Source organism: Constantimarinum furrinae (assembly GCF_014295415.1).
Lineage (GTDB): Bacteria > Bacteroidota > Bacteroidia > Flavobacteriales > Flavobacteriaceae > Constantimarinum > Constantimarinum furrinae.
The window spans coordinates 1,296,616-1,322,877 of record NZ_CP052909.1; the positions used below are offsets into that span (position 1 = coordinate 1,296,616).

The window sequence follows — 26,262 nt, forward strand, 5'->3', positions numbered from 1 at the left end:
ATGAGGTTCAAAATGTAAAATTAAAAACAAAGCGGCATATAGCCGCTTTATTTAGTATTGTTTAACGTAGTTTACGCTTAAACCTTCATTATTTCCGCTTCTTTTCGCTCAAATATTTCATCGATACGCTTAATGTGAGTGTCGGTCATGGTTTGAATATCGATCTCCAGATTTTTCTTCATATCTTCAGAAATGTCCAGTTCTTTGATCTCGTTATTAGCGTTCTTTCGGTCATTTCTAACCCCTATTTTTGCTTCTTCAGCTTCGGCTTTCGCTTGTTTGGCAAGATCTCTTCGACGTTCTTCGGTTAATGGTGGAACATTGATGATAACACTTTCGCCGTTATTCATCGGATTAAAACCCAGATTCGCTAAATGAATTCCTTTTTCAATTTCGGGAATTAATCCCTTCTCCCAGGGTTGTATGGAAATAGTCATCCCATCGGGAGTGTTTACGTTGGATACCTGATTTAACGGTGTTGGTGTTCCGTAATAATCGACCATTACTCCTGCAACCATAGAAGGAGTGGCTTTTCCTGCCCGGATGTTTACAAGTTTTTTTTCTAAATGCTGAAGCGCTTTACCCATGGCTTCCCGGGTACTGTCGATTATAAATTTAATTTCTTCTTCCATGTTATAAATTTTATAAGCGGGTTTTCAAAAATGATGCCACTGAAAATTATCTGAAGTATTTAAAGATTTACTTTGGTTCCAATCTTTTCACCAGATACCACCTTAATAAGGTTGCCTTTGGTGTTCATATCGAATACGATGATCGGAAGTGAATTCTCCTGGCTTAACGTAAAAGCCGTCGTATCCATAACTTTTAATCCTTTTTTTAGGACTTCATCAAAGCTAATAAAATCAAATTTAGTAGCTGCCGAATCTTTTTCGGGGTCGCCGGAATAGATTCCGTCAACTCGTGTACCTTTTAGGATAACATCGGCGCCAATTTCGATTGCCCGGAGTACTGCAGCAGAATCGGTTGTAAAATAAGGGTTTCCGGTTCCGCCACCAAAGATTACTACTCTGCCTTTTTCAAGATGTCTTATTGCTTTTCTACGAATAAACGGTTCTGCTACTTCATTGATCTTAATAGCGCTTTGAAGCCTGGTAGGAATATCTTCGTCTTCCAAGGCGCTTTGTAATGCAAGTCCATTTATCACTGTTGCAAGCATTCCCATATGATCTCCCTGTACACGATCCATACCACGGCTGGCTCCTGCCACACCCCTAAAGATATTGCCGCCGCCAATAACAATGGCAACTTCAACACCTAAATTGGTAATTTGTTTTATTTCTTCGGCATATTCTTTAAGTCGTTCGGGGTCTATTCCATACTGTCGGCTCCCCATTAGGGCTTCGCCCGAAAGTTTTAAAAGAATTCTTTTGTATTGCATAGCGGAATTTTACAGCGTAAAAATAAAGAAAATATTTGACGATAAAATCATAAAATAAAAAACCGCCTATTAGTTTCACTAATGGCGGTTTTACTACTTAGCAATGATATACTTATGCTAACGATACTCTTTTAAAAGACACCACATCAACATCACCGTATGTCTTCACATATTCGGCAACAGATTTCTTTTCGTCCTTGATAAAGTTCTGATCCAACAGGCATTTTTCCTGATCCAAGGTTGTATTGTCTGAAATAAATCTTTCAATTTTACCCGGAAGAATTCTGTCCCAGATCTGTTCAGGTTTGCCTTCTGCCTTCAATTCGGCTTTAGCATCTTCCTCGGCCTGTGCTAACACTTCGTCGGTTAGCTGCGCTCTGGAAATATACTTAGGAACGTTTTTAAGGGTTTTACCCAGACGTCCTAATTCGATATTGTCTTTTTCAATAACAGCGATACGCGCTTCAGTTTCTGAAGCTACAAAAGCAGCGTCAAAATCTTTGTAAGATAGCGTTGTAGCTCCCATAGAAGCAACCTGCATAGCAACATCCTTGGCCAAAGTTTCAGCATTGTCAACTGCAGATGATAATCCAACCAACGCAGCGATCTTATTACCGTGAATGTAAGAACCAACGAAAGGGGCTTCTAACGATTCGAATGCACCAATCTCAATTTTCTCACCAATAACACCGGTTTGCTCCAAAAGTTTTTCTTCAACCGTCATTCCATCGTAGTTTGCTGCTAAGAATTCTTCTTTTGAAGAGGTTCCAAGAGCAATCTCGGCCATTTTGTTTGCCATAGCAACAAAATCGTCATTCTTCGCAACGAAATCGGTTTCGCAGTTCAAAGAAACAATAACTCCTTTCGTAGTATCGTCACTTACTTTCGCAATAACAGCACCTTCGCTAGAATCTCTGTCGGCTCTCTTTTCAGCGATCTTCTGACCTTTCTTACGAAGGATCTCAATAGCTTTGTCAAAATCACCTTCGGCCTCTACTAATGCCTTTTTACAGTCCATCATACCGGCTCCGGTTTTTTTGCGTAATTCATTTACTTCTGCGGCGGTTACTTTTACCATCGTACTCATTATTTTAATTTTATGAAATAAATTTATTCTTCTTCAGTTGATGCTACTGCCTTCGCAACAGCTTTCTTCTTTGGTGCTTTATCTTTTTTAGCTTTTGGCTCGTCGTCATTTTCTTCTTTTCCGCCTTTTCTTTCAGCCAATCCTTCGATCACTGCTTCAGAAACTCTAGACATTACCTTTTCGATAGATTTTGAAGCGTCATCGTTAGAAGGAATTACATAATCGATCTCACGCGGATCACTATTGGTATCAACCATAGCGAAAATTGGAATGTTCAGTTTTTGAGCTTCCTTTACGGCAATATGCTCACGTGTAGTATCCACAATAAACAATGCTCCCGGAAGACGACTCATATCGCTGATAGAACCTAAGTTCTTTTCCAGCTTAGCACGAAGACGATCTACTTGCAATCGCTCTTTCTTTGAAAGCGTGTTAAAAGTTCCGTCTTGTTTCATACGGTCTATGGATGCCATTTTCTTTACAGCTTTTCTAATCGTAACAAAGTTGGTAAGCATCCCGCCCGGCCATCTTTCAGTAATGTAGGGCATGCTCGCGTTACCTGCTTTTTCAGCTACGATATCCTTGGCTTGTTTTTTGGTAGCAACAAAAAGGATCTTTCTTCCGCTCGCGGCGATCTTTGAAAGTGCCTCACAAGCTTCATCAAGCTTTGCTGCTGTTTTGTAAAGGTTGAGGATGTGGATCCCGTTACGCTCCATATAGATGTAAGGAGCCATGTTCGGATTCCATTTTCTGGTGAGGTGACCAAAATGTACACCTGCATCCAGTAAGTCTTTAACTTCTGTGTTTTTTGCCATTTTTTAATAGTTTACGTTCTGTAAATAGATAGCAACCTTTTTTTGGTTATCTGTAGCATTGGGCCGAAGATTCACCGTTATTATGGTTTAGATGCTAAACTAGTTTCCGCCCGTAGCGGAGAACAGCGATTTTTAATAAATAATAAATATGAACTTAACATTTGAATTGGGTACCTTCTCGTGAAGTACCCAATCCAAAAATTTTTCTTAACGTTTCGAGAACTGGAATTTCTTACGCGCTTTCTTCTGTCCGAATTTCTTACGCTCAACCATTCTCGGATCTCTGGTCATTAAACCTTCCGGCTTAAGCACCAATCTGTGCTCTTCATTTACTTCACACATTGCTCGAGACAATGCCAAACGAATAGCTTCTGCCTGTCCGGTAATTCCACCACCAAAAACATTTACGTTGATATCGTACGTTTTGTCGTTATCAGTTAATGTTAGGGGTTGTCTTACTTTATACTGAAGCGTCGCCGTTGGAAAATAAGTTTCCATGTCACGCTTGTTTACTGTGATGTTTCCTTTTCCTTCAGAAAGGTATACACGAGCCACAGCTGTTTTTCTTCTACCAATTTTATGAATAGTATCCATTACTTACTTTCGTTTAGGTTAATGGTTCTTGGTTTTTGTGCCTCCTGACCGTGTTCTTCACCGGCGTAGACTTTTAAATTTCTGAATAATTCAGCACCCAATTTATTCTTAGGAAGCATCCCTTTTACAGCTTTTTCAATAACTCTTGCAGGGTCTTTACTGAACAATTCGCTGGCAGTCAAACTACGTTGTCCGCCAGGGTAGCCTGTGTGACGTATATAGGTCTTGGCCTCCCATTTGTTTCCTGTTAGGTTGATCTTTGCGGCATTGGTAACAATTACATTGTCTCCACAATCAACATGAGGGGTAAAACTTGGTTTGTGCTTTCCGCGAAGTAATTTTGCTACTTCACTGGCAAAACGACCAAGTGTCTGCCCGTCAGCATCAACATGTAACCACTCCTTAGTAACGGTGGCTTTGTTGGCTGAAATTGTTTTATAACTTAGTGTATCCACTTTTATTGATTTTACTAACTGTCTTCACCCACAGTCAGTGTTAAACATTCCTTCTTTTGGATAAATCGGGGTGCAAATGTACTATTATTTATTTGAAAAACAACACATCAAACTTTATTTTTTGTAGGCAACAAATCAAGTTTTCATTCGATACAATTATCAATTACAGTCTTATAAAGTAGTCTTTTCAGTGCAGTAAGATTTAATAATGGGTCCCTCATATTTTCTTATTATATTACATCAGGACAACGATAATTGTGACAGGGTTGTTAAAATTTTCTTAAAGAAGATATAAAACTGTCACTTCGCGTCGTTTTAACAGTCTCTTATTCATCAATCTAACTAATCATGAAGTCTAATCAACTCTTCCTATTACCCTTTTTTTTCTTGGGGTTTTTATCTATTCAATCACAGGAATCCGAAAAACCGGACAAAAAAACATATACCACAACAGCCGTTGCACATGAAAACGCTCCTGTTATTGATGGTCTCCTTAATGATGCCGCATGGGAGACTGTGGAATGGAGCTCCGGTTATGTTGAAAATCAGCCGGACAATGGCACCGACCCAACCGAGCAGACTAAATTCAAGATACTTTATGACGATAAAAATCTTTATGTGGTCTTTAGATGTTATGACAGCGAACCCGATAAGATCGTAAAACGACTCTCACGCCGTGACGGTTTTGAAGGAGACTGGGTAGAGATCAATATCGATAGTTATAACGACGATCGAACCGGATTTTCATTTACTTTAACTGCTGCTGGGGTAAAGGGAGATGAGTTTATTTCGAATAATGGGAATAACTGGGACAGCAGTTGGAACCCCATCTGGTATGCCAAAACTTCTATTGATGCCGAAGGCTGGGTGGCCGAAATGCGAATTCCCTTAAGTCAGTTGCGATTCGGAAATGAGCAAGAGCAGGTATGGGGGTTACAATCTACCCGAAGGTATTTTAGAAATGAGGAGCGCTCACTCTGGCAACCGGTACTTCCCAATTCGCCGGGTTGGGTAAGTGAATTCGGAGAATTGCGAGGCTTAAAAGGCCTAAAGCCCCAAAAGCAATTGGAAATTCAACCTTACGGATTGGCACAGGTCGATACTTACGAAAAGGAGCCTGGAAATCCTTTTCGGGATGGAAGTGACAGTAGATTTACAGCCGGCCTGGATGCCAAGATCGGGATTACCAATGACCTTACTCTGGATGTCACTATTAACCCCGATTTTGGTCAGGTAGATGCCGATCCCGGTGCTATAGCATTGGACGGTTTTGAGATCTTCTTTCAGGAAAGACGTCCCTTTTTCGTAGAGAATAAAAATATATTCGATTATAGTTTTGCAGGTAATCAGGACAATCTTTTCTTCTCAAGAAGAATAGGACGAAGCCCCCAGGGTTCTGCATTCGGGCCTACAACAGCCTATGTGGATTCACCCGACAATTCAACAATTTTAGGAGCCGCTAAATTTAGCGGTAAGACAAAGGATGGATGGTCTGTAGGGGTACTTGAAAGTGTCACCGCAAAGGAGTATGCCGATGTCGTAGATGTCAATGGTGATGAAAGTGAAGTTCAGGTGGAACCGCTTACCAACTATCTGGTGGGAAGAGTCCAGAAAGACTTTAACGATAGAAACAGTTTTATAGGAGGAATTTTCACGGCAACTAACCGGAGTTTAGAAGATAATCTCATGTTTTTACATGACAATGCGTATTCGGGTGGCCTGGATTTTAAACACAATTGGCAGGAACGAAAGTACTATGTGGAAGGCAGTGCCGTATTAAGTCAGGTAAATGGCTCTGAAGCAGCCATCACCAGAACACAGCGGTCGATCGTGCATTTATTTCAGCGTGAAGATGCTGGACATGTTTCGGTTGATGAAACCAAGACTTCATTAACCGGTACGGGAGGTCGCTTCGAAATTGGTAGAGGAGGTGGGGGAAACTGGCAGTACAACCTGGGAGGAAACTGGCGTTCCCCGGAGTTGGAACTGAATGATCTCGGATTTTTAAGGCAAGCCGATGAGATTCGCCAATATGCAAATGTTCGGCGGTTCTGGAACAAACCTACCAGTTGGTTTAGACGTGCGAGACTTGGTTTTAATCAATTTTCAAGCTATGACTTTGAAGGTAATTTCAACAGGATCCAATATGAAATTAATGGGAACGTAAATTATATCAATAATTGGTGGACCGATTTCGGGGCCGCCCATAAACCGCGCATTTTCGTAAATACCACATTAAGGGGCGGCCCCAGATGGCGATACTCCGACGAGAATTTTTGGTATTTGTTTTCAGGAACCGATGAACGGAAGAAATTAAGTATGGTTGTAGGTTATGTTAATTCCAGAGCGAGCCAGGATAACTTTTCTTTGGATCGTTATGAGATCAGCTTCAGATATCAACCCCTCAATGCACTCAGTCTTTCGTTATTAGCCGAATACGAACAAAACCCAAGTAAGACCCAATATGTGAGTCAGCAAAACTTCAACGGCACGACGCGCTATATCATGGGGGCCATCGATCAAGAGACCCTGTCAACCACACTTCGGATTAATTATACCATTAATCCCAATCTTTCGGTACAGTATTATGGTCAGCCCTTTATTTTCAGAGGACGATTTTCAGATTTCAATTATGTAAACAATCCTATAGCCGAAGATCTGAACGAGCGGGTTACCCTTTATGGAGCCAATCAGATCGCCTTGGACGGCAACACTTATCATGTAGATGAGGATCTTGACGGGATAACCGATTATTCCTTCGGAAAACCGGATTTGGCTTTTGTTCAGTATCGTTCAAATTTGGTAGTACGCTGGGAATATATTCCCGGCTCTGAAATCTTTTTAGTCTGGTCGCAGGGGATTACCGGACTAGGGGAAGCTTCCAATGATTTTGATACTATAATCGACAATCAGTTGTTAAGTGAGAGACCGCAAAATACATTTTTGATCAAGGCGACATATCGTTTCGTATTGTAAGGAAACATTAACAAATTGCTGGCAATTTTTTGTTTTTAATTCTGTTGTTTTGTCACCTTAATTAAAAATAAAAAAAAATGAAAAGGATTTTATTATTGCTGATAGTAGCTGTTGCTGTTACTGCCTGCTCAAAGAACGATGACGATTCCGGTAACAACGGAAGTGTTTCTGTAGAAGGGAACTGGAAATTAACTTCGTTTACTACTGAAAACGAGTATGATCTTAACGGTGACGAGACTGCATCCAACGACGTAATGGCTGAAACGGAATGCTACCAAAATGAAACCATCGTGTTTAACGGAAATGCATCCGGAACTGCTAATTCAACTTCTTATGCAGATATTACGCTGGAACTTGTTGCAGGAACAACCAACGAATACGAGTATTCTGTAACCTGTGTAGAGGAAGATGATGCTACGCAATTCGCATGGGTGCAAACAGGTGATACGGTTACTCTAACATTTGCCGGGTTTTCTTATATCGGAACCAAGGTAGACGACCAGATCACGATTGTCCTTGAAGAAGGTCTTGCCTTTGAAGTTGAGGATGGAAATGGAGGCACCGTTTTGGTTACTGAAGACATTACTTTTGTGTATACCAAGCAGTAAATCAGAAGTTTTTGAATAAATAGAAAAGCTCCCTTTCGGGGGCTTTTTTTAATGGGCCTCCAGCCAGTTTTCACCTTCTCCTATTTCAACATCCAGTGGGACAGCTAGTTTGTAGGCATTTTCCATTTCAGTTTTAATGAGGGGGCGAAGTTTGTCCAGCTCTGGTTTATACGCATCAAATACGAGTTCATCATGTACTTGAAGAAGCATCTTGCTCTTAAAGTTTTCTTCGGAAAGTCTCTTGTGAATATTGATCATCGCGATCTTAATAATGTCTGCTGCACTTCCCTGAATAGGGGCATTTACTGCGTTTCGTTCGGCGGCACCCCGCACCACACCGTTACGAGAATTTATGTCCTTTAAATATCGTCGTCTGCCCAAAACCGTTTGTACATAACCATGATCCCTGGCAAAATCGACCTGCCGGCTCATATATTTCCGGAGTTTGGGATAGGTTTCGTAATAGGTGTCGATAAGATCTTTGGCTTCACTTCTCGACAGGTCGGTTTGATTGCTTAATCCAAATGCTGAAACCCCGTAAATAATTCCGAAGTTCACGGTTTTAGCATTCCCTCTTTGTTCTCGGGTGACTTCGCTAATGGGAATACCAAATACTTTAGCAGCGGTTGAAGCGTGAATATCTTCTCCGTTCTTAAATGCGTCGATCATAGTTTCTTCCTCACTAAGTGCGGCGATGATACGGAGTTCTATTTGTGAATAATCTGCTGCCAACAGCACATGATCCTTATCTCGGGGGATAAAGGCTTTTCGCACTTCCCTGCCTCTTTCGGTCCGTATGGGGATATTCTGTAAGTTAGGATTATTACTGCTTAAGCGGCCGGTAGCTGCAACTGTTTGCATATAATCGGTATGCACCCGGTTAGTGGAGGGCTCAACCTGAGTAGGTAAGGCATCCACATAGGTGCTTTTTAGTTTTGTGAGTCCGCGATACTCCAACACATCCCGTATAATACTGTGATCTTTGGCAAGATAGGAGAGCACGTCCTCGGCCGTAGAATACTGTCCGGTTTTTGTTTTTTTCGGTTTATCGACCAGTTTCATTTTGTCGAAGAGAATGTCTCCCAATTGTTTTGGTGAGGCGATGTTAAATTCTTCACCGGCAGATTCATATATGGCTGTTTCCAGTTTTTTTATGTCGTTTTCCAATTCTGAAGAGAGCTTTCTTAAGAAATCTTCATCCAGATTAATTCCTTCGAGTTCCATATCGGCCAGGACACGGAGCAACGGAATTTCAATATCATCGAATAGGGTTTGTGTATTGGCTTCGCCCAATTCATTCTGAAAGTGTTCTTTTAACTGAAGCGTAATATCGGCATCTTCAACGGCATACTCGGTTTGTTGTTCTATGGGAACCTCTCGCATCGATTTCTGATTCTTTCCCTTTTTCCCGATCAATTCGGTAATTGAAACCGGGGTATAATTGAGATAAGTTTCTGAAAGGACATCCATATTGTGACGCATATCGGGATTGATAAGATAATGTGCCAGCATCGTATCAAACAGTTTCCCTTTAACGGTCACATTGTATTTGGCGAGTACTTTGATGTCGTATTTTAAATTCTGACCGATCTTTTCAATATTCTCGTCTTCGAAAAAGGGGCGAAGCGTTTCAATAAGCGATTGTGCTTCTTCCCGGTTTTCAGGAAAAGGAACATAAAACCCCTTGGTCGCTTCCCAGGAAAAAGCGATTCCTACGAGCTCTGCTGTTATGGGGTTCAATCCTGTAGTTTCTGTATCAAAGCACACGGATTTTTGTTTCATTAAATTCTGAAGAAACAGTTTGGTACCCATTCCCGGTTGTACCGTCTGATAAAAATGCTCAGTCTCGTTAATGGTATTTCTCGAGCTGAAACTTTTTGCAGTCTCTGAAGCCTCGCCATCACCTCCAAATAATGTAAATTGTCCGCTGCCTGCTTGTTTTCCTTCATTTGCAGAAGAAGAAACAGATACTGAGGATTTAGAATTTGAGGCCGTATCTTCCGCTTTAGGCTTATCTCCATGAGAAGTCCCGTTAGAAGCCATTCCTTCAGCAGTAAAGGTTTTAAGAAAATTATCTTTCAACCTTCTGAATTCGAGGTCCTCGAAAATTTCGGTGACTCCGGCGATATCGGGTTCGCTCATTTCAAAATCTTCCTCGTGAAACTCAACAGGAACATCGAGCATGATCCTTGCCAATTCTTTTGATAGCAAGCCAAGCTCCTTTGCAGCCTCGACTTTTTCCTTCATTTTGCCTTTTAACTCATGAGTGTTGGCCAACAGACCTTCCATACTGCCGTAAGCAGCAATAAACTTTTTAGCGGTTTTCTCTCCAACCCCCGGTAGACCCGGGATATTGTCACTGCTGTCTCCCATCATTCCCAGAAAATCTATCACCTGTTTGGGATCATCCACTTCAAACTTAGCTTTTACCTCAGGGATCCCCCAGGTTTCGTATCCGCCGCCGAATACAGGGCGGTACATAAAAATATTTTCAGAAACCAATTGTGCAAAGTCCTTATCAGGGGTAACCATATAGGTTTTGTATCCTTGTTTTTCGGCTTTTTTTGCCAAAGTTCCTATAACGTCATCGGCTTCAAACCCTTCTTTCACCATAATGGGAACATGCATGGCTTCTAGTATTTTGCAGATATAGGGTATAGCCAAACTTATAGCTTCGGGGGTTGCATCCCGGTTTGCCTTGTACTCGGCATACATTTCGTTTCGCGATTCACTTCCGCCTTTATCGAAACACACCGCCAAATGATCCGGCCGTTCACGTTTAATTACGTCGAGTAAGGAGTTCATAAAACCCATAATAGCCGAAGTATCAAGGCCTTTAGAATTAATTCGCGGATTTTTTATAAAAGCGTAATATCCACGAAAAATAAGAGCATAGGCATCAACAAGGAAAAGGCGTTTTTGATCGGACATGTGTAGTAAAAGTTATTCCTTCAAATGTAAAAAGAACGCTTTAGAAAACAGCTTTTTCAAGAATAAAAATCCGCCGCTAGCAAAAGTGACTTTTTTCACTAAGATATAATTGTATTATCAAGGACAACTATTATTTTATTTCTTGAACTTCAAAAAAAGTGTAAACATTTGAACTTGATACAAGGTAATTAGCCGGGCTTGCGATAGCAACGATTTCTATATATTCGCCGGCGTTAAGCTCAACAACACCATCAATAGTTTTATGTTGAGCATTCGCACTCACCGAAAAATTATCTCTTTGATATAATGCACCATTCTTGTAAATAGTTGCGTACAACGACCCTGCAGGCTCTGGATAGTTGTTAGCTCCTAATGCACAGTTTACTCGATAATATCCATCTCTCGGAGCTACAAATCTGTTATTGGTTGTGTCAAAATCTGAATTGGTGTCAAATACAGTAGTGTCGAACATAATTTTTGTTGCCCCATTTGGTAATAATTGAGATGAGTTTAGGATTATTCTCACTATAGATGTTGTGGTTTCTTCAGTCGGGGAGGTCCAGAAAGTAACCCCAGCTCCATTGGTAGTTAGCACTTGACTTGCTGTGCCATCTGTTGTTGGCAATGTGTAAGCATCGTTAATATTAATCCTACCATCTTTGTATATAGTAAGCGCATTACTTCTGGCGACAGCGCTTGTACCATTGCCAATGGAGAAAATTTTATCAGAGGCATTAAATGAATTTGGATTAACCGGAGTTGATAAATTATTATAGACTCCAACTGCGAGCTCGCTGTATGATCTTGCTTCAACCGAACGCCCAAATGAGATTGCATAAACACCGGAAGCTGTGGAGGTTCCAAAGGCGGTTGAGTTTGCGCCAGAAGCAGTTGAACCAGAGCCAAAAGCAGTTGAGGTAGTACCTGAAGCAGTTGAGGAGGTGCCAAAAGCTGTTGCTGTATCTCCGGATGCTATGCTAAAGCTTCCAAACGCAGTTGAATAACTAGCAGTTGCGTCGGTTCGATTGCCAAACGCGGTGGCATAATTCCCTGTTGCTTCACTTATTGAGCCAAAGGCGGTAGCGTAATCTCCCGAAGCGATTGCGTTGATTCCAAAAGCAGTTGACCTTAGGCCAGAAGCTTCGGTGCCATCTCCAAAAGCAGTAGAATTTACACCAGAGGCATCAGCACCGTCACCAAAAGCCGTAGCATAATCGGCAGTTGCTAAAGAGCCATATCCAAAAGCTGTAGCATAATTTCCTGATGCTGTATTTCCATATCCAAATGCGGTTGATGCATTTGTTCCTGACGCTGTATTATTACTACCTAAACTAGTTCCGCCGAAACTAGAGGCAACATTATTTAACCCAATTGCGGTTGAATAGTCGCCGATGGAAGTATCATCCCATTGTGTTGATGTTGTACGACCAGCTCGGAATGCAGATTTTCTTGGATAAAAGAACATTTTTGTCCCTGCTCCGGACAATGATAATATTGCGCCTACGCCATAGGTTCCTGTATTTTGAAAACCATCCATACCTTCTATAAGTACAGCACCAGCATCGGCGGTAATGACCCGTCCTGCACCTGCGCCACCTTCGTCATAGGCTTGGTTTAAGGTATTTTGAGTGTCTACTGCCCCACCTACTGAAATCCAAGTAGTCGTGGTATTGTTCCAATAATAAAATCCCTTTGTTGGCGAGCCATTTCCGGTTGCAAAAACCATCATTCCGTCTTGTGATTCAGTGGGGGGTGGTGATGGGAAATCATCAATTCTTGGTATTAAAATACCATCCTCATTAGAAGGTGTTGCCGCATTTGTGGCGGTAATATCAAGTGTGGCTTGAGGTTCTGTATTACCAATACCTACTTGAGCGATACCTAAACGAATACACCCCATACAAATAGAAAAAAATAGAATAGCCTTCATATACATTTCTTTTTAAGCTACCGTAGCGAAGTAGGTTAAGTTTTATTCATTCTAAAAAAGGTGATTTGTAGTGCCTTTTAAGAACATTTGGGAAGCTAATAGGATAAAAATATACTAAGAGCGTCAGGCTGTAAATTCTATTTAGTGAAGAGTGTGTTTTTTTTAGTGAATGACTTTTGTGAAAATTTAAAGAGAATTCAGTTTTGTAAGTACAGCTACTTTATGTGAAGTACTCAATGGAATTTCTTCTTTATTAATATAAATACTTGAAGTACTTACCGAATCAATTTTTTTAAGGTTTACCCAATACGATCGATGTGTTTGCACAAAATTGTTAAGATTGAGTAATTCCGATGTTTTTTTTAGGGTATGTGGCACCAAGTATTTTTCTGAAGCCGTAATCACATAACAATAATTGTCGAATGCCTTTAAATACTTAATACTTGCTTGATTAATTTTATGGATTCGACCTTTCGATTTAAGTAAGATAAAATCTTCATTGGTTAGCGAAAAATTATGCCAGGCCAATTCAATATTAGAGCGTAAGCCCGCTTCAGTAAAAGGTTTTACTATGAATCCTAACGGTTGTGTTTCTTTAACTCGTGTAATGGTGTGTGGATCTGTTTGGGAGGTAAGATAGAGGTAAGGAATGTTTCTTTCGTCCAATTGTTTAGCAAGATCTATCCCATCTTTTACCCCTTCAAGATGTATATCCAATAAAACTAAATTGGGAAGGCTTTTGTCAATAGCAATCAGTGCTTCTTCATACTCATCACTATTGCCAATTACATTAAAACCTTGATTAATTAAGGTAGTGGTAATAGTCGCAACAATTAAAGGTTCGTCTTCTACGAGGTAGATATTAAGTGATTTCAAATAAGATAATTTATTGTTCAACATTGAAATTACTCGAAGGAATTATGAAGCGTATTAAAGATTTAGTGAATGTAGCTATTTATTTAGTAAATGGAAGCACTGGAAATAAAGAGACATGACAAAAGGCTTTAGTTTCGTGGTTCTAGTATCAGAGCTGTTTTGATTCTAATTTCTCAAAGCTCTACCTCTAATTAATTAATAAAGCATCAAAGCTCATTAAAACGGCGCATGTCTAAAATGGCTATTGTGCCAGTTGATGGAGCTGATTGATAACTGAGTGTCGCTTTTAATTTCTTTGCTAACGATTTTATTAATTGAATTCCAAATGAGCTCTCCTTAATTTCGGTAGGAATCCCCACCCCATTATCTTCCACTTGCAATTGTAATGTTTCCCCTATTCTTTTAAGTCGGATAAGCATCCTGCTTTCTTCGTTAACAGGCTTAAAAGCATGTTTTAATACATTGGTGATCAATTCGTTTAAAATTAGACCCAATGGAGTTATAGTTTCAACGTCTAGAACCAATGGCTCAACGTCCAAGTTGTAAATAAAAGCATTTCCTTCAAATTGATGACTCTCAAAAATGTCATTGGTAAGATCTGTAAAATATTCTTTTGTGTTAATTCCTACCAGTTGATCTTTACTATACAATTTTTGATGAATTAATACCATAGAACGCACTCTGTTTTGAGCTTCTTTCATCGCTAATTTTGCTTTGTTGTCTTCTATGTTTTCAGATTGTAAATAGAGCAGTGAGGACACGATCTGAAAACTATTCTTTACACGATGATGGGTTTCTCTTAAAAGCACATTTTTTTCATCAACAGTGGCTTCCAATAGCTTCTTTTGTTTCGCTAATTGCTTATTTTTCTTTTGATTTTTAAATAGAAAAAATCCAACTAAAGCAGCTACCAATAAACCCGCTAAGGCAAGTAATAAATAAAGTTTCTTTTCATGCGCTGCTTTTTCAGTTTCTAAAGAAAGCACTCTAAGTTGTGCGTCTTTTTTTTCGGTTTCATACTTTGTTAGTGCTTCGGCCATGTTATGATCTTGCGTTGCCGCTAAAACAGAATCTTTTAACTTTTGTGACTCCATAACAATTTCATAGGCATCCTTATACTCTTTTTTTTCAGAATAATAGACTGCCAAGGCATTGTAAGACTCAATAAGTTGCTCAACATGATTTATCCTTTTGGCAATAGCGACTCCTCTTTTTAGTAATGGGAGGGCCTGAGAAAATTGGTTTTGATTAGTATAGGCTATTCCCATTCCAGTATAGGAAACTGCATGTAATAGTGGGATTTGATTTTCAGAAACATATAGTTTTGAACGTGAATAAGAAGAAAGTGCTCCAGAGAAATCTTTATTAAAAATTTTTGAATTCCCTTGGTTCATATAGGAAATCCCGGCATTTAGCGAGTCGCCATTTTTAAGATAAAAACTAATTGCTTTTTCAAGCATTTCATCGGCTTCCAGATACATGCTATGATTCATGTACAAAATAGATAAGTTGTTATTTACATTGGCAACCCATCTTTCGTCTTCTATAGATGATGCAATGTCTCGCGATAGTAGGTAGTATTTCTCAGCATTTTTGAAATCATCCGTTTTTATAAAGCAAGAGGCAAGATTATTATACAATTGGGCAAGTTCAGAGGATGGGATGGATGCATCCAACGTTCGTAAAGACTCTAAATAATAAGAAATAGCTTCATTATAATCTTCTGTAACATAGCTAGCCATTCCTTTGAGATTTAAAGACTTGGCATAATATTCTTGAACATCAATAAGCTTTGAAATTGAATCGTATACCCTGGCATATTCAATAAGGTTTTGAGGGCTTGATCGCCATTCTAGATCAACAATTTCATCAAGAAAATTAAGTTTTTCAATATCTGAAGAAATCTTGTCCAATCGAACCATAACGTCATTAGTCTGAGATAAAGAAATGAAGGATGCCAAGATTAAGCATAGACAAGAAAAGATGGGCTTTGCCATTTTAATCTGGTTGAAATGTTAAGTGCTATTACAAAACTTATTAAATATAGGTTTTAAACTAAAAGTTTTGAGTGAATGAGCTATTTTTTTTAGTGAGTTTAAATTTTTTATATAAAAAAAAGACCGTTTCTAAAAAAACGGTCCTGAATGTACTGTGAAAAAAACGTATGTCGCTATTGAATCTGATCGGGAGGAATATAAGCGGGAACGACATTTTCAATGGGATCGATGGACATAAGATATTTATAAATTGCTTTTAAGTCGTCCTCTTTAAGCTCGGCAAAGGATTGCCAGGGCATGGGAGGCATTATTGGCCGGGTACCCTCCATTCCTTTATACTTTCCTTCGGTCATTGCTTTTTTAAATTGCGCGAAACTCCATTTTCCAATTCCCGTATCATCGGGCGTTAGATTGGCCCCAAAACTAACCCCCCAGGGTCCAACTGCCGCAGTGAGGTCACTGTGAAAAAGAATCCAGCCACCGGGTGTTATTTGGGATTTGTCTATGGGCGGAAGCTTTGCATCTGCCGGATGACCCATTAACCATCGGTCCAAGTCGGAAACGGGACCATTTTCGGTCATTTTCTTAGGCGTGTGACAATGATCACAGCCTATTGCCTTCACGAGGTATTCACCTTTGTCGATCCACTGTGCTTCAGTAAGACCCTTTTTTGAAGGTTCCTTTTTCGGTGAATAATCCTCTTTTTTGTCTTGACAGCCCATCATTCCTATGATGGCTATCATCATAACTGTTTTAAATATTAATGGTTTCATAAAAAATATTTAGTATATGAAAGTTAACGAATTTGTTCCACTTCAAACCAAGTTTCTACACTATTTTGATCGACCAAAAACCCTGAAATGGAGCTATTTGCAAAAATTTCTACGTACTGTGAAGCAGCCAGAGCGACTACCACATTAATGTCTCTGTGAACCACCCCATTTCCTTGATGTGCATACAACGATTGTTTAACCAAACTTCCGTTTACATAAATACCAATACCAAAATCGGTTACAGATGTGGAGGTACCTATGCTGTGCCAACTCGCACTAATGCGATAATATCCGGCAGAGGGAGCTACGAAGCGATTAGTCGTGGTATTAAAATTACTTTGAGCATCGAAAACAATAGTGTTGAATGGTAATTTTTCATACCCGGTTCCGCCATGACTATAAAAGCTACTTAGATTAGCTTGTGACAGCCCAAACGAAGAAATATCGGGAGAAGGATCTGCCCATCGGGCATTTCCGTTGGCATCACTTCGCAATACTCTTCCTGCAGCTTCGGTCCCATCGGTATATTGAAAATTGTCGTCTACTCTAAGATTATCGCCCACATACACATTCCCGGATCCATTGCCAGCCGTACCATTTCCAAAATATCCTGCCCAATTGTTGGTGCCACCGGTTGCAGAGGCATATAAACCGTAGTTGTTGGTGCCGTTTCCGGTGACTCTGGCTTCCACGGCTGTATTGGTGGTACTATTGGCAGAATTTATGCCGGATACTGCAAAAGAAGATGCTGAGGTTCCAGAGGTATTCACAAGAAAGGATCCGCCGTAGACATCTCCGGATAAATTGTTGGACGCAGTCACCAAAATACCGGAAGAGGCCCCGATGGAAGAATTTCCAGTATAGTCAATATTTACACCTCTATAGTCACTTCCGGAATATTCGATATCCAGTGTGTAGTTAGGGTTGGTGTTGCCTATACCTACATTTCCTGAAACACCGGAATATTGGTCATTGCCCGAAATCGTCCAATCTGAATCTGTAGAGTCCAACGAAGAAAGATCTACGGTGCGGGGAGGAACACCGTCGTTCTCTATTTCCAATGTTAAAATATTGGTGCCATTGTTAAAATTAAATGTGTCAATGGTTTGCTCATCGGTATCGGTAAATACGTTTGAAGCATTTGTCCAGGATGCATTTCCGTTTATATCTGAACTAAGCACCCGGTTCGCCCCTTCATTTCCATCGCTGTATTGGAAGCTCCCCACCAGATCCAGGGTTGCTGAAGGATTGGTTTCCCCAATTCCGACATTTCCGTCCTCGTCAATTCGCATATGTTCAACCAATTGCAAGGATGAATTGCCCGTATAGAACGCCAGCTGTCCGTAATAACTAGAAGACAGGGTACCTAACGCCTCTATTTTAGCTACTCCTTCACCAAAACTCTGTAAACGGTTTCCGAATATGATCTGACCAATGGTACTGTTGGTGTTATTTTGTTTTCCCAGAATTTCTAAAGAGGCATAATCGTTATTGCTTGCGGAGTTATAAGCTTCAAGAGTAAGCGTTCTGCTGGCTCCCGGAAAATAGACCGGGTCATTCGTGCCAATTCCCACATTCCCTTCATCGTTTACATAAAAACCTACTTCTCCCAATCCGTTTTTAACTTCCAAACCGGAAGTTGCCGATGAAGTCCCGTCGCCTTCGATACTTAATTTACTGGAAGGATTGGTATCACCTATTCCTACATTTCCTGTAACCGAAGAATATTGGTCATTACCGTTAAGTGTCCAGTCTGTATCATCGAAAATTGAGGATGGATCGGTAAAGGATAGTTGCCCCGAACCATCGGTGCTAAGTACTTGATTGGACGAACCATCGGTAACCGGAAAGGAGTATCCCGTGGTCGAGGGATTTCCCATATGTATCAGACCATTAACCCGCAATAAATTATGTACATAAACATTACCGCTTCCGGCGTTTCCATTGCCAAAATAACCTGCCCAATTGGTACTGGATCCTCCATAAGCGTAGGCTTCCAGTCCAATATTGTTAACACCTCCTGTGGTTGCCGAAAAGCTTCCTCCTGTATTGTTATTTCCGTTGGAAGCTATACCAACGACCCCTGCATTATCAGATCCTGAGCCTGCTGTCTGTCCTGCCACACCAATATTGACCGTAGCATTGGCGTTATTGACACCATTTACTGCCGTAGATAAAAAACTGTTTCCCGAATTGTTTAGACCAAAATATCCCCCATAAATATAACTGCCCGCATTGGTGCCACTTCCTAATACTCTTAAGGCTGCCGCATTGGTATCGGTTCCGGAATAACTGTATTCCAGTTGTGCTCCCTGAAGGTTAGAGCCAGTGTATTGCATCTGAAATTTCGCGGCATTTGGAGTGGTTCCAATACCTACATTTCCGGTATTTCCTGAGATAAGATGTTGCCCAGAGCTTGTCCAGTCGGTATCTGAAACCCCAACAGCGATCCAGCTGGTGCTGTTTTGATCCCAATAGTAAAATCCTTTAGCCGGTGTTCCGTTCCCTGTTGCAAAAATTAACATCCCATCTTGAGCCGAAGCAGGGTTCGTGCCGGGGAAATTATCAATGCGCGGAATCAATATTCCATCGGTGTTAGAAGGTGATGCAATACTACTCGATGTAATATCCAAAGAGGCATTGGGAGAAACTGTTCCAATTCCCACTTGCGAAAAGCTCATTTGGTAAGAAAGGGTAAGACCTAAAAAGAACGCTATATATTTCATCGTGAATAATTTAATAGTGTTGCCACAGCGGACTTCAGGTAGAATCGGGACAAAAAAAGGAGACGCTTTGCTTTTTCAAATGTAGCGAGACACATAGAAGTTGTTAATATTTTTTAGTGAAACGGGGATTTTTTTTAGTGAAATTTAAAATTCCTCGATCAATTAATTTCTTAGATTTATATAAAGGACTTCAGTAGAGAATGGCTTCAATTATTTTAATAATCACACTTTTTAGTTTGTTATCGAAGTGATTTAAAAGGCAATTCGTATTTTTCGGCTCTAATATTTTAAGATGACCAAATTCTCAATTGCCATTCACGGTGGGGCGGGAACCCTTGTTAAAGGTTTAATGACCCAAGAGTTAGAAACTCAGTATAAGGAAGCACTTCGAAACGCACTAGACGCCGGCTATGCTGTCTTAAATGGAGGGGGTACATCACTGGATGCTGTTGAAACTTCAGTAATGTTGTTAGAAGACAGCCCGCTGTTTAATGCGGGTAAGGGAGCTGTTTTTACAGCCGATGGAACCCACGAGATGGATGCTGCGATCATGGAGGGTAAAAACCTAAACGCCGGGGCCGTAACATTGATCACCGGCATTAAAAATCCGGTACGCCTTGCACGGGATGTAATGGAAAAAAGCGATCATGTATTTTTAGCTGGTGACGGAGCAATGCGCTTTGCAAAAGTTAATGGATATACCCTCGAAAATGAAGACTACTTTTATGATGAAGTCCGATATCAACAATGGCAGGGAATTAAGGATAGCAAGACTTTTCAACTAGACCACAGCGTAAAAAAGGATGGGAAATTTGGGACTGTGGGGGCAGTGGCCTGTGATGTACACGGCAATATTGCTGCGGCTACTTCTACCGGAGGAATGACCAATAAACGATGGGGGCGCGTTGGAGACAGCCCAATGATAGGCGCCGGGAACTATGCCAACAATAGAACCTGCGCCGTTAGTTGTACCGGTAGCGGTGAATATTTTATACGAGGAGTAGTTGCCTACGACGTTTCCTGTTTAATGGAGTATAAAGGAATGACATTGCAGGAAGCGGCTTCTGAAGTGATTCAAAACCGAGTATTAAAAATTGGAGGCGACGGCGGACTCATAGCCGTTGATGCCAATGCCAATATAGCCATGCCATTTAATACCGAAGGCATGTACCGGGCATTTGCCACTTCCGAAGGAAAAAGAGGACTTGGAATCTATAAGGATTGAGGCTCAACAACCGGAATTCCCAAAGGTGATACCTTAAGTTTATTCTTTTTAATATTGAAACGATCCCCATTGGCCAAGATATGAGTCTTTAAATTATTTAGTGACATTGGAGATCCAACAGCAACACTATCTTGATTGTTGTGCTTGAGTTTTCGAGGGTCGAATAATATGACCATGCCGCTTCCTATCACTTCCACCATATTGCAGTTCTTAATTACAAGTCCTGTATCTTCGGCCAGTCCAATTCCTATAAGTTTTGGAAATTTGGCGACAGCTTCCGCAAGTCGGCCAAAGCGTCCACGCCTTATAAAATGCGAATCGATGATAAGGTTTGGAATAAAACTCATTCCTTCTCCCATACCTACGGCACCTTTTATAAACGATTCTTTACTGCTTCCGCCCGTGATCATTTCTTTAGACATGCACATGGCACCGGCGCTGGTTCCGGCGATCACAAAGGATTCATTTTTATAACGTTCCATCATGATCTTATGTAAGGTCGTACCGCCAATTTTTCGAGTAATATTAGATTGGTTTCCTCCAGAAAACATTACACAATCCGCCTTTTTCATGAGTTCGATAAATTCGGGATCTTCAGACTGTTTACGCTTGCGTATATCCAGGACATGAAGGTTTGTGCATCCGAGTTTCTGAAATGCCTGTATATAATTTTGGCCTACCTCTTCGGGAATACTCGATGCCGTTGGGATGATAAGGATCGTAGCATCTTTTCCACCACTTTCTTTTACCACTCTTGCGAGGATGCCATCTTCGATAAATTCCAGATGATAGATCTCACTGGTCTCTATTCCTTTGTCTTCATTTCCACCAATTGGGATCAAGGTTCCTTTTATGTCCATAGGTATTTTATTGGGAGCAAAAATAGGAGTTTTGTTCTAAAAAAAATTATATATTTATGATCTTTCGATATATTTAAACTAAAGCCAATCAACATGAGGATTAGAGAAATAAATGCAATGCGCGGGCCTAATTACTGGTCGGTACGCCGACATAAGTTAATAGTAATGGTCCTCGACCTCGAAGAGATGGAAGATTTCCCATCTAATAAAGTTGATGGATTTAGTGATCGTCTCAAGCAAATGTTTCCTACCATGTTTTCTCACCGCTGTTCAGTTGGAGAGCCCGGGGGTTTTTTTCAACGGGTTGATGAAGGTACCTGGATGGGTCATATAATTGAACATATAGCGCTGGAGATCCAAACGCTGGCAGGTATGGATACGGGCTTCGGAAGGACCCGAGATTATGGGGAACACGGGGTTTATAATGTGGTGTTCAGTTATATCGAAGAAACTGTTGGACGTTTTGCTGCTGAAGCTTCAGTACGCATTTGTGAAGCCTTGATCGCCGGAGAAGAATACGATCTGGAATCGGATATTCAAACCATGCGTGAATTGAGAGAGGCCGAACGTTTAGGACCCAGCACAGGTTCGATAGTTGAAGAAGCAGCCAGTAGGGGCATTCCATGGATACGATTAAACAAATATTCTCTATGTCAGTTAGGTTATGGCGCCAATCAGAAAAGAATACAGGCCACCGTAACCAGTGAGACCAGCAGTATTGGAGTAGAACTTGCCTGTGATAAGGAAGATACAAAATACCTGCTCGAGCAGGCCGAAGTAGAAGTGCCCAGAGGGGATATTATTTCGAAGGAAAGTAGTTTGGAAGAAGCTTGTCGTTATGTAGGCTTTCCATTGGTAATTAAACCTATAGACGGTAATCACGGCAGAGGAATTACGGTTGACATTCAAAATTACGACGAAGCATTAGTTGCTTTTAATGCGGCAAAAGAAGTTTCTCGTCGTGTGATCGTTGAAAAATTTGTTACCGGAGAAGACTATAGATTACTGGTGATAAATAACGTACTCGTTGCCGCAGCAAAAAGAACCCCTGCTCATGTTATTGGAGACGGAAGATCTACTGTGGAAGAGTTGGTCAATAAGGTTAATGAAGATCCCAGAAGAGGGTATGGGCATGAGAATGTGCTTACCATGATAACTATTAATGATCTTACTAAGACCATTATAAAAGATGCCGGATATACGGTAGATTCTGTGTTGCCGGAAGGTGAGCGCCTTATCTTAAAGGATACAGCCAACTTAAGCACGGGAGGTACTGCCGAAGATGTAACGGATATTGTTCATCCGGCCAATGTTTCCATGGCAGAGCGTATTTCAAAGATTATCGATCTCGATATTTGCGGCATCGATATTATGACAGACGATATTAGCAAACCACTTTCTGAAACCGGAGGAGCCGTCCTTGAAGTAAATGCGGGACCAGGATTTAGAATGCATCTGGCACCCACAACCGGGCTGCCCAGAAATGTAGCGGCACCTGTAGTCGACAAACTCTTTCCTCAGAAAGGGGATACCGGAAGAATACCTATTGTAGCTATCACAGGTACTAATGGAAAAACTACAACAAGTAGACTAATTGCCCATATGGCTAAAATGAAGGGCTATCGGGTTGGATATACAACCAGTGATGGAGTTTATATTCAAAACCGGTTGCTAATGAAGGGAGATTGTACGGGTCCAGCGAGTGCCGAGTTTGTTCTGAAGGATCCAACAGTAAATTTTGCTGTACTCGAATGTGCCCGTGGAGGGTTACTTCGCGCCGGACTCGGATTTGGAAATTGCGATGTGGCTGTGGTGACCAATGTTGCGGCAGATCATTTAGGTTTGAAAGGTATTCACACTATAGAACAATTGGCAAAAGTAAAAGGTGTTGTTCCCGAAACAGTACTCCCGGACGGATATGCAATACTCAATGCAGACGATGACCTTGTTTACGATATGCGCCGTGGTATAAATTGCAATCTGGCGCTTTTTTCAATGGATGAGAACAATCCGAGAATACAGGCATTACAGCGTATTGGTGGAATCACAGCCGTTTATGAAAACGGTTATGTAACTATCTGTAAGGGCTCCTGGAAGATGCGAATTATGAAAGCCGAGAACATCCCGCTTACCTATGGAGGAAAGGCAGAATTTATGATCCAGAATGTATTGGCTGCTGTGATTGCTGCAAATGTACGTGGTATTAGCATAGAGGATATGAAAGCGGGTCTGGAGACATTTATTCCTTCAGCCTCACAAACCCCAGGTCGTCTAAATTTGTTCGAGTTTGATAATTTCAAGATCTTACTGGACTATGCTCATAACCCGGCAGGGATGCGTGCCCTTCAGAAATTTTCTGATAAATTGGAATGTACGGTAAAAGTAGGGATCATTGCGGGAATTGGTGATCGAAGAATTGAGGATAATAACGAAATGGGAGCTATCGCCGCCGAAATGTTCGATGAGATCATTATTCGTCAGGATAAGCGATTACGTGGTAAGACAGAAGAGGAACTAATTAATATGCTACATGATGGAATTAAAAGTAAAGATCCAAACAAAAAGACTACGATCATTCCTTCCGAAAGAGAAGCGATCACTTATGCAGTAAACAATGCTCAAAAAGGATCTCTTATTATATTATGTAGTGATGTAATTCCAGATGCCTTGGATCTGGTTACGAGATTTAAAGAACAAGAAGCGAACGGAGAAAAGGTGTTTGCTGATTAATCCATTTATTCCGATTCTGGTCTTATTTGAAGGATCAGGTTTCAGGAAAATTTCTATTCAACTTGGGTTATTTCAAATTGAAAGTAGGGCTCTTGCCCAACTACATTAATGGTAACTGTCCCGAAGGGGGAGCTATTGTGTGCATAGATTTCAACCGTATCTGAAGCATTCAGAGACAACAAACTTTCTACGTATATTGATCTTTCCGCGTTGGTTCCGTTGCTGGCTATACTATAAGGGGAGCCGTTTACATAGATCGCTATTTTGTTCACCACAGAACTGGTAACTCTCATCCTGGCATTTACTTGATAATAACCGGCGGTCGTGGCTGTAAAAGCATTTGTGGAGGTGTCAAACTCGTTATTACTATCAAAGGATTCTATATCGAAGGGAAGTTTTTGCCAGGTCGATAATGGTATCGACTGATTACTGCTTAAAGTTACCCGAACCCTCGATAATGAGCCGGAGCCACTACCATTTTCCCAGCTTAAAGTACCGGAACCGTTCGTCGTTAAAACCTGGCCGTTAGAACCGTCAGATGTCGGGAAAGTATAGGCTTCATTAAAAGTTACGGCACCAGTATTAAAGACTTCAAGTGCATTGGATCTAGCGCTAGCTGAGGTTCCGTTTCCTACTACAAACGATCTGTTTGTTCCTGATTTGTTGTAGGAGCCAACCGCCATTTCATTTGTGCCGGTAGCAAGTGTACCGTTGCCCATTGCCGTCGAGCCATAACCGGAAGCAACAGAGACCAAACCTGATGCAAAACTGTAACTTCCACTGGCGATAGTTCCGGCATTCACTGCAAAGGATCGATCGCCAATATTCGAATCATCCCAGGCTGTAGAATTAAATATTCCACCACTTCCTACGCTTCCTGCCCTAAAAGCTGCTTTATCCGGATAAAAGAACATTCGATTTCCTGCGCCACTTACACCCAATGTGCGACCGGCATTAAAAGCTCCCGTAACAATAAGGCCATCCAACCCTGCAATAGTGACCGCGCCGTTGTCTGCCGTTATGGTTTTACCTGCCCCGGAGCCACCTTCATCATAAGCGGAGTCGAGCGTATTTTGAGTATCGCCATCTCCGGTGATTGTTTGAAAAGTTATATTTCCCGAACCATCAGTAGTCATTACTTGACCATTTGTTCCATCTAAAGTGGGGAAAGAATAACCGGTTGTGGCCGGATTTCCAATTTGAAACTCGCTATTAGTGCGTAAAATATTCGTGTCAAACTCACCATAAATAAGGGCATTATTCGCATCGGCATTAGAACTTTCAATATAAAGTTTGTTACTTCCTGTTTCATTAAAACCGGCATTCGACCCAATAAATATATTAGAACTTCCGGTACTATTACCTCTTCCCGCACGATAACCTACGGCCACATTGTCGGATCCGGTAGAATTTAAGGTAAGGGATTCCAGACCGTGAGCTGTATTCCTGGCACCGGAAGAATTCGAATACAGCGATCTGTATCCACTCGCTGTATTACTTCCCGCCGTGTTAAAAAACAATGCCTGAACACCATTGGCCGTATTATATCCTCCAGAGATATTATTGTTTAACGCTCCATGCCCGGTTGCTGTATTATTGATTCCGGCTGTATTTGAAAATAAGGCATGATATCCCAATCCCGTATTGCTATTACCACCAAGGTTGGCTCTTAGTGCACTTAAACCCACCGCGGTGTTTTCAGACCCGGTTGTATTTGTTTCCAGCGCTAAATAGCCTACAGCGGTGTTGGACTGTCCTGTGCTGTTATTTTCTAAAGCTTCAAAACCCACTCCAACATTTCTGTTATCACTGCTGTCATCGGCTGCTCCTGCGTTTATTCCCAAAAACACCGAAGAACCATTTTGAGTTCCATCACTATCGCTTTTTCCGTCGGAAAGATCATCCAATTTCTGAGCTCCTGTTCCCCCAACAGATTTCCAAGACGATGTTCCCTGGTCCCAGTAATAAAATCCTTCGGAAGGAGTTCCCAAACCGGTCACAAAGACCATCATCCCATCCTGTGAAGCTGTGGGATCTGTTGCCGGGAAGTTATCTATTCGCGGAATTAAAATTCCATCGGTGTTAGCGGGAGTACTTACATTTCCGGAAGAAATATCCAGAGTAGCTTGGGGATTTGTATTATTAATCCCTACCTGAGCGTGAACTGCGAAGCCTAAAAATAAAATTGATAGTATAACGGACCTTTTCATAGTTGTTGTTTTTACAAAATCCACAACTAAGTAGGAAAGTTCAATTGTGGTAGAAGAATTGGAGACTTCA

At 41.1% G+C, this 26,262-nt stretch carries 18 protein-coding genes; 4 read left to right on the forward strand and 14 right to left on the reverse strand.

Annotation, left to right across the window (positions count from 1 at the left end):
• Positions 1 to 77: 77 nt before the first annotated feature.
• The 6 genes from frr to rplM all read right to left on the reverse strand — a co-directional run bounded on the left by frr (position 78) and on the right by rplM (position 4,350).
• Positions 78 to 632: a ribosome recycling factor gene (gene frr, locus ALE3EI_RS05960; protein ID WP_186991907.1), complete on the reverse strand. Its 555-nt coding sequence runs from the start codon at positions 630 to 632 to the stop codon at positions 78 to 80.
• A 59-nt stretch (positions 633 to 691) separates the two neighbouring features.
• Positions 692 to 1,399, reverse strand: coding sequence for a UMP kinase (gene pyrH / locus ALE3EI_RS05965; RefSeq protein WP_186991909.1), 708 nt, complete (start codon positions 1,397 to 1,399; stop codon positions 692 to 694).
• Between the two features lie 112 nt (positions 1,400 to 1,511).
• Complete coding sequence (gene tsf / locus ALE3EI_RS05970; RefSeq protein ID WP_186992315.1) at positions 1,512 to 2,477, reverse strand: translation elongation factor Ts; 966 nt, start codon at positions 2,475 to 2,477, stop codon at positions 1,512 to 1,514.
• A 32-nt stretch (positions 2,478 to 2,509) separates the two neighbouring features.
• Positions 2,510 to 3,301 carry a 30S ribosomal protein S2 gene (gene rpsB, locus ALE3EI_RS05975; RefSeq protein ID WP_186991911.1) on the reverse strand — a complete coding sequence of 264 codons (792 nt, stop codon included), beginning with the start codon at positions 3,299 to 3,301 and terminating at the stop codon, positions 2,510 to 2,512.
• Positions 3,302 to 3,508: 207 nt separating this feature from the next.
• Complete coding sequence (gene rpsI / locus ALE3EI_RS05980) at positions 3,509 to 3,895, reverse strand: 30S ribosomal protein S9 (RefSeq protein WP_186991913.1); 387 nt, start codon at positions 3,893 to 3,895, stop codon at positions 3,509 to 3,511.
• Entirely contained in the window at positions 3,895 to 4,350 is a 456-nt protein-coding gene (rplM, locus tag ALE3EI_RS05985) for a 50S ribosomal protein L13 (protein WP_186991915.1), read from the reverse strand. The genes rpsI and rplM overlap by 1 nt, the downstream gene beginning before the upstream one ends.
• A gap of 348 nt (positions 4,351 to 4,698) precedes the next feature.
• On the opposite strand from rplM, the gene ALE3EI_RS05990 reads away from it, so the two are divergent.
• On the forward strand, positions 4,699 to 7,326 hold the full coding sequence (locus ALE3EI_RS05990; protein ID WP_186991917.1) for a DUF5916 domain-containing protein: 2,628 nt from the start codon (positions 4,699 to 4,701) through the stop codon (positions 7,324 to 7,326).
• Between the two features lie 77 nt (positions 7,327 to 7,403).
• Positions 7,404 to 7,934 carry a lipocalin/fatty acid-binding family protein gene (locus ALE3EI_RS05995; RefSeq protein WP_186991919.1) on the forward strand — a complete coding sequence of 177 codons (531 nt, stop codon included), beginning with the start codon at positions 7,404 to 7,406 and terminating at the stop codon, positions 7,932 to 7,934.
• Between the two features lie 48 nt (positions 7,935 to 7,982).
• Here the strand turns inward: ALE3EI_RS05995 and polA are convergent, their stop codons facing one another.
• The 6 genes from polA to ALE3EI_RS06025 all read right to left on the reverse strand — a co-directional run bounded on the left by polA (position 7,983) and on the right by ALE3EI_RS06025 (position 19,167).
• Positions 7,983 to 10,865 carry a DNA polymerase I gene (gene polA, locus ALE3EI_RS06000; RefSeq protein ID WP_186991921.1) on the reverse strand — a complete coding sequence of 961 codons (2,883 nt, stop codon included), beginning with the start codon at positions 10,863 to 10,865 and terminating at the stop codon, positions 7,983 to 7,985.
• Between the two features lie 130 nt (positions 10,866 to 10,995).
• Entirely contained in the window at positions 10,996 to 12,801 is a 1,806-nt protein-coding gene (locus ALE3EI_RS06005) for a hypothetical protein (protein WP_186991923.1), read from the reverse strand.
• Between the two features lie 180 nt (positions 12,802 to 12,981).
• Positions 12,982 to 13,671: a LytR/AlgR family response regulator transcription factor gene (locus ALE3EI_RS06010; protein ID WP_186991925.1), complete on the reverse strand. Its 690-nt coding sequence runs from the start codon at positions 13,669 to 13,671 to the stop codon at positions 12,982 to 12,984.
• Positions 13,672 to 13,877: 206 nt separating this feature from the next.
• A complete protein-coding gene (locus ALE3EI_RS06015; RefSeq protein WP_186991928.1) occupies positions 13,878 to 15,668 on the reverse strand; it encodes a tetratricopeptide repeat-containing sensor histidine kinase in 1,791 nt (596 codons plus the stop codon).
• Between the two features lie 173 nt (positions 15,669 to 15,841).
• On the reverse strand, positions 15,842 to 16,441 hold the full coding sequence (locus ALE3EI_RS06020; RefSeq protein WP_186991930.1) for a c-type cytochrome: 600 nt from the start codon (positions 16,439 to 16,441) through the stop codon (positions 15,842 to 15,844).
• A 23-nt stretch (positions 16,442 to 16,464) separates the two neighbouring features.
• Complete coding sequence (locus ALE3EI_RS06025) at positions 16,465 to 19,167, reverse strand: beta strand repeat-containing protein (protein ID WP_186991932.1); 2,703 nt, start codon at positions 19,165 to 19,167, stop codon at positions 16,465 to 16,467.
• Positions 19,168 to 19,459: 292 nt separating this feature from the next.
• Between ALE3EI_RS06025 and ALE3EI_RS06030 the strand changes: the two genes are divergently transcribed.
• The gene (locus ALE3EI_RS06030) at positions 19,460 to 20,392 is read left to right on the forward strand and encodes an isoaspartyl peptidase/L-asparaginase family protein (RefSeq protein WP_186991934.1); all 933 of its coding nucleotides are present in this window, start codon (positions 19,460 to 19,462) and stop codon (positions 20,390 to 20,392) included.
• Here ALE3EI_RS06030 and ALE3EI_RS06035 read toward each other — a convergent pair.
• Positions 20,380 to 21,252, reverse strand: coding sequence for a cyanophycinase (locus ALE3EI_RS06035; RefSeq protein ID WP_186991936.1), 873 nt, complete (start codon positions 21,250 to 21,252; stop codon positions 20,380 to 20,382). The genes ALE3EI_RS06030 and ALE3EI_RS06035 overlap by 13 nt on opposite strands.
• A gap of 93 nt (positions 21,253 to 21,345) precedes the next feature.
• Here ALE3EI_RS06035 and cphA point away from each other — a divergent pair, with 93 nt between their 5' ends.
• Positions 21,346 to 23,982 carry a cyanophycin synthetase gene (cphA, locus tag ALE3EI_RS06040; protein WP_186991938.1) on the forward strand — a complete coding sequence of 879 codons (2,637 nt, stop codon included), beginning with the start codon at positions 21,346 to 21,348 and terminating at the stop codon, positions 23,980 to 23,982.
• A gap of 53 nt (positions 23,983 to 24,035) precedes the next feature.
• On the opposite strand, the gene ALE3EI_RS06045 is transcribed toward cphA, so the two are convergent.
• Entirely contained in the window at positions 24,036 to 26,192 is a 2,157-nt protein-coding gene (locus tag ALE3EI_RS06045; protein WP_186991940.1) for a beta strand repeat-containing protein, read from the reverse strand.
• Positions 26,193 to 26,262 lie beyond the last annotated feature (70 nt).